The sequence below is a fragment of the Lysobacter xanthus genome, from assembly GCF_047159895.1.
Map to the genome: position 1 here is coordinate 1 of NZ_BAAGAB020000113.1, position 4,039 is coordinate 4,039.

A 4,039-nucleotide genomic window follows, 5' to 3' on the forward strand; every position below is an offset into this window, starting at 1 on the left:
GTAGGGTGCTGAGTACGCCCCCTAACAATTCGTCCAAGCCGACGCCGCTTCGCGGCGCGGCTTAACTCAGGTGTTAGCTCTCCTATGAAACGTTTGCTTGGCCTCACCTTTCTTTCTGTTTTCTCGGTTGCTGCAGCAGGCAAGCGAGACCTACTGCGAGTCGAGATCCTGTCCCCAGACGGCAAGCCCCTCGCAAATGCGACCTGGACTGCCTCCGAAGAATTCCACCGCTTGGACATTCCAAATGCAACATGCGGCGCCGACACGTCCAAGCCACTGTCGCTGAGCATTCAGGCCACTCAGCCAACCCCTCAGTCAATTAGTGTGTCGTGCTCTGACGAGTGCCGCCCGTACGTTGTAGAGCCACGCTGGCGTACGGTCGCGCCAGGGGCGTCTCTACTACACGAGTGCACGAATGGCATGTTGATCAAAGTGCGGAGAGCTAACAATTCGTCCAAGCCGACGCCGCTTCGCGGCGCGGCTTAACTCAGGTGTTAGGGCGCATGAACGAGCTATCGAAGCTGGCGGCATGTCTATTCTTGACACTCTGCAGTTCGGAGGCGGCGGCCAACTGCCTCCACTACGACCCGCCGTCTATCGAAATCACGGGCCGGATCAGCGCTATACCGTTCACCCTTGCGGACTGGTCAACCGGAGCTGCCATCCAAGAACCCGAGTACTCGTGGTCTTTCACTACGGCACACCCCATATGCATCGCTGCCGGCGATAAACGGATGGGAAATGTGGCATTTGGCAGTGTCCAGCAGTTCCAGATTCTCGCAGCATCAGCTGGCCTGGATCTGTCCCGGTTCGTTGGCACCACAGTGATTCTGAGGGGACAATTTCTGCCTTCGCAGCTACCCCACCACCACCACCTCACGTTCTCTGTAGAGTCGGCCCGGGTGCGGCATGCGCCCTAACAATTCGTCCAAGCCGACGCCGCTTCGCGGCGCGGCTTAACTCAGGTGTTAGGCCTCATGTCGCCGCGTCACGCCATTCGTAAGAAGCTCAACGGCGCCTTAGCAGTCATGGCAGTAGCTGCAGTGGCATTTGCCGTTGCCTACTCGGTTCTTTCGCCGCTGCCGCCTTGGCTCGGCCTGCCGCTCATGGTTACCTTCATGGGTGCCGGCCTTTACACCAATTGGCTGATCGATTGCCCGCTTTGCCATTTCATCTTCGGCCGTAACGTCGTCAATGTGGCCTACCCACGTCTACTGCCCGGCAATCCTCGTGCGTGCCCGAGTTGCGGCAAAGATCTCGATAGGTCTACAAATGAGGCCTAACAATTCGTCCAAGCCGACGCCGCTTCGCGGCGCGGCTTAACTCAGGTGTTAGGCCCCGGAACCAGGAGCGTCGCAAATGAAAAGGAAGCTGGCGGGAGCGGTCGTGATGCTGGTGGTGGCGTCCCTGCTGGGCGCAGTGCTGCCACTGCCCGCCTCAGTTCAGTCGTGGCTCCAGCCCGCCTTGGCTGGGCTGGTGGGTGCTGGTGCAGGTGGCTTTGTCGCCCGTAACGGCTTCTTGCCTGTCGCGCTCGTCGTGCAGCTTTGCGTCTGGGTACTGATCGTCCACCTGCTGCATGCCATTGCCAACGGACAATCGCCGTACACGCAGATCATTGTTCGTAACCTGGGCGTGCTGGCGATCTCCATGCTGGCCGCAGTACTCGGCGCCCTACTTGGCCAGCGCCTGGCGGGGTCACGTGGGCCGTCGGCCGTTACGGCCGGGGCCTAACAATTCGTCCAAGCCGACGCCACTTCGTGGCGCGGCTTAACTCAGGTGTTAGGTTGCTCTTGTGATCACGTCGCCACGCAAACCTGCTCACATCCGCGCTTGGGCGGTCGCCAGTGCACTCATGGGCATTGGCGTTCTCTACTTCTGCCTCGCTGCCCCGGCTAAACACCCGCAGCGCGCGGGGCTGATCGAGCTTCAAGGGCGTGTGTCATCCGTCGAGCCAGACAGGTACGGAGTCAACTTTAGGCTCGACCAGGACGACCGAACCTTCTTTTACGCCCGGAGAAACGGTGCCATAGAGTCGGTATCCTCAGCGCTCACCAACCCAACAGAACAGCCAGTCTCATTCGCGGTGGATCCAGAGCCGCACCAAGGCCTGTCATCTCCACCGTTCTTTGATGTCTTAGAGATCGCCACTGCCACGGGCAACCTCCGCACTTACGACCAGATTCGAGCCTCTTGGCGGGAAGACTATGTATACGGCGTGGCAACCGGCCTCTTCCTGCTTTTCGGCGCTGCCGTACTGGAACTGTGTGCCCGCCGCTCGCAACCTAACAATTCGTCCAAGCCGACGCCGCTTCGCGGCGCGGCTTAACTCAGGTGTTAGGCCCCATGGTGAAGATCACTGCGCTCGTTGCAACAATGGCACTTGCTCTGACCGGCTGCTATGCAGAGGGCTACACGGTGGCGCCCGGGAAAGCCGGCAAGGCTCGCTTCGCAACAATGCGTGAATGTGCGAAAGAGGCAACAAGCACGCCGAGGCCCGGCCGCCCAAAGTACGAGTCCTACATGTGCGAGAAGAAGCTTCTAGGTTTCACATCCGAGCACCAGGAGTATGTTCGTGGCGAGCCAATCGTCTGCGCGGAGCCGAGCTCGGATGGGGCCTAACAATTCGTCCAAGCCGACGCCGCTTCGCGGCGCGGCTTAACTCAGGTGTTAGCTGCCATGGATAACTCAGCGCTACTCGACGCCAAACTTGCCCAGCCGGCGCTCGCGAAGCGTTCCCGGCAGCCGCGGCTCAGGCTTTGGGCTGCGGCGTTTGCCTGGCTGTTCTATGCCCCCACCGTGCTAATGCTGTCGCTGTCGCGAGGGAGCGCTTGGCTTCTGTTCTTACTCGGCTGGGCTGCCTCGCTCGTTTGGGTCCTGTCGGGCTACAAAAAGGCGTTCGGGCGCGCATTCACCACCGTTCACTCGCTGGGTCTCGCCGTCGGCCTTTCCGTCGGGATCATGGTTCTTGCGGGGTCCGGCCTTGCCGGAATCATGGCCGCATTCGGGCTGCTCCCCAGCGTTTCGCTTGGCAGCTAACAAGTCGTCCAAGCCGACGCCGCTTCGCGGCGCGGCTTAACTCAGGTGTTAGGCGTGCCGGAACAACAATGGAGCTACTCGTGACACCAGGAGTTATTGGAGCAATTGGAGGCGGCGTAACTGTCCTCGTTATCGGCTTTCTCATCCCGCGCCGGCACTGCCAACAGTGCTCCGCGCCTCAGCCGAAAGCTCGCGTGCCTGCAAGTTTCCGGCAAGCGATGTTCGGCGGCTGGGTATGCAAGAGCTGCGGAGCGAACCTTGATCGCGAAGGCAAGGTCGTGTGAGTTGGCGGCCGGTCACGCCTAACAATTCGTCCAAGCCGACGCCGCTTCGCGGCGCGGCTTAACTCAGGTGTTAGGCCCCTAAACTCGGTTCATCGAAAATGGAGGTTCCATGAAGAAGCTTTTTGCGTCTGTTGCCCTGTTGGTCCTCACTTCCACTGCATCAGCGGAGCGCGTGGGCACCAAGCTGACTTACCCGAAGGCGGAACTGGCTCCCCGCAACGCTTACAACGTTCCCAGCATCGTGGACCGGTTCTCAGCTGACACCGGCCGAACCTCGTTGATCAATCCGAGCAGGGTTCTATTCCTCCTAGATGGCAAAGCTTCCCCTGCGGCCGCTTCGCAGCTGGAAAAGTCAGACCGTGTCGAGGTGCTGTCGGACGGCGACTCGATTGTCATCAACGTGGTCATGAAGCCCACCGGCAACGGGGCCTAACAATTCGTCCAAGCCGACGCCGCTTCGCGGCGCGGCTTAACTCAGGTGTTAGGCGGCACAACCACGTCGAGGGCGCCATGAAGACTCTGATTCGCTTTGCGCTGATTTTCCTTCTGTCGAGCAGCTCCGTTTCCTTCGCTCGCGAACACCCCGAAACGGCAGAGTTCCGGCGCTTGGAAGTAGCATGGTCTGAAGCAATTCGTGCCCAAGACGGAGCCAAGCTTGAGTCGTTTCTCGCTCCGGATTACACCCTCACCGTGGCACAGTCCGCTGGTCTGAGCGTTAC

5 protein-coding genes are annotated in these 4,039 nt (G+C 60.3%); all 5 read left to right on the plus strand.

Annotated features, from left to right (window positions below; all coding sequences use genetic code 11):
- Positions 1 to 977 precede the first annotated feature (977 nt).
- Entirely contained in the window at positions 978 to 1,283 is a 306-nt protein-coding gene (locus tag ACY35P_RS15005; protein WP_462116640.1) for a hypothetical protein, read from the plus strand.
- Between the two features lie 76 nt (positions 1,284 to 1,359).
- Positions 1,360 to 1,731 (plus strand): hypothetical protein, encoded by a 372-nt coding sequence (locus ACY35P_RS15010; RefSeq protein ID WP_462116641.1) that lies wholly within the window; start codon positions 1,360 to 1,362, stop codon positions 1,729 to 1,731.
- Between the two features lie 945 nt (positions 1,732 to 2,676).
- Entirely contained in the window at positions 2,677 to 3,036 is a 360-nt protein-coding gene (locus ACY35P_RS15015; protein WP_462116642.1) for a hypothetical protein, read from the plus strand.
- A 393-nt stretch (positions 3,037 to 3,429) separates the two neighbouring features.
- The gene (locus ACY35P_RS15020) at positions 3,430 to 3,753 is read left to right on the plus strand and encodes a hypothetical protein (protein ID WP_462116643.1); all 324 of its coding nucleotides are present in this window, start codon (positions 3,430 to 3,432) and stop codon (positions 3,751 to 3,753) included.
- A gap of 77 nt (positions 3,754 to 3,830) precedes the next feature.
- Positions 3,831 to 4,039 (plus strand): hypothetical protein (locus ACY35P_RS15025; protein ID WP_462116644.1); only part of this gene is annotated, 209 nt, incomplete at its 3' end.

Bases quoted from the DNA above. Each gene is read 5' to 3' on its own strand.
- ACY35P_RS15005 (WP_462116640.1), top strand. From the start codon at position 978: ATGTCGCCGCGTCACGCCATTCGTAAGAAGCTCAACGGCGCCTTAGCA.
- ACY35P_RS15010 (WP_462116641.1), top strand. From the start codon at position 1,360: ATGAAAAGGAAGCTGGCGGGAGCGGTCGTGATGCTGGTGGTGGCGTCC.
- ACY35P_RS15015 (WP_462116642.1), top strand. From the start codon at position 2,677: ATGGATAACTCAGCGCTACTCGACGCCAAACTTGCCCAGCCGGCGCTC.
- ACY35P_RS15020 (WP_462116643.1), top strand. From the start codon at position 3,430: ATGAAGAAGCTTTTTGCGTCTGTTGCCCTGTTGGTCCTCACTTCCACT.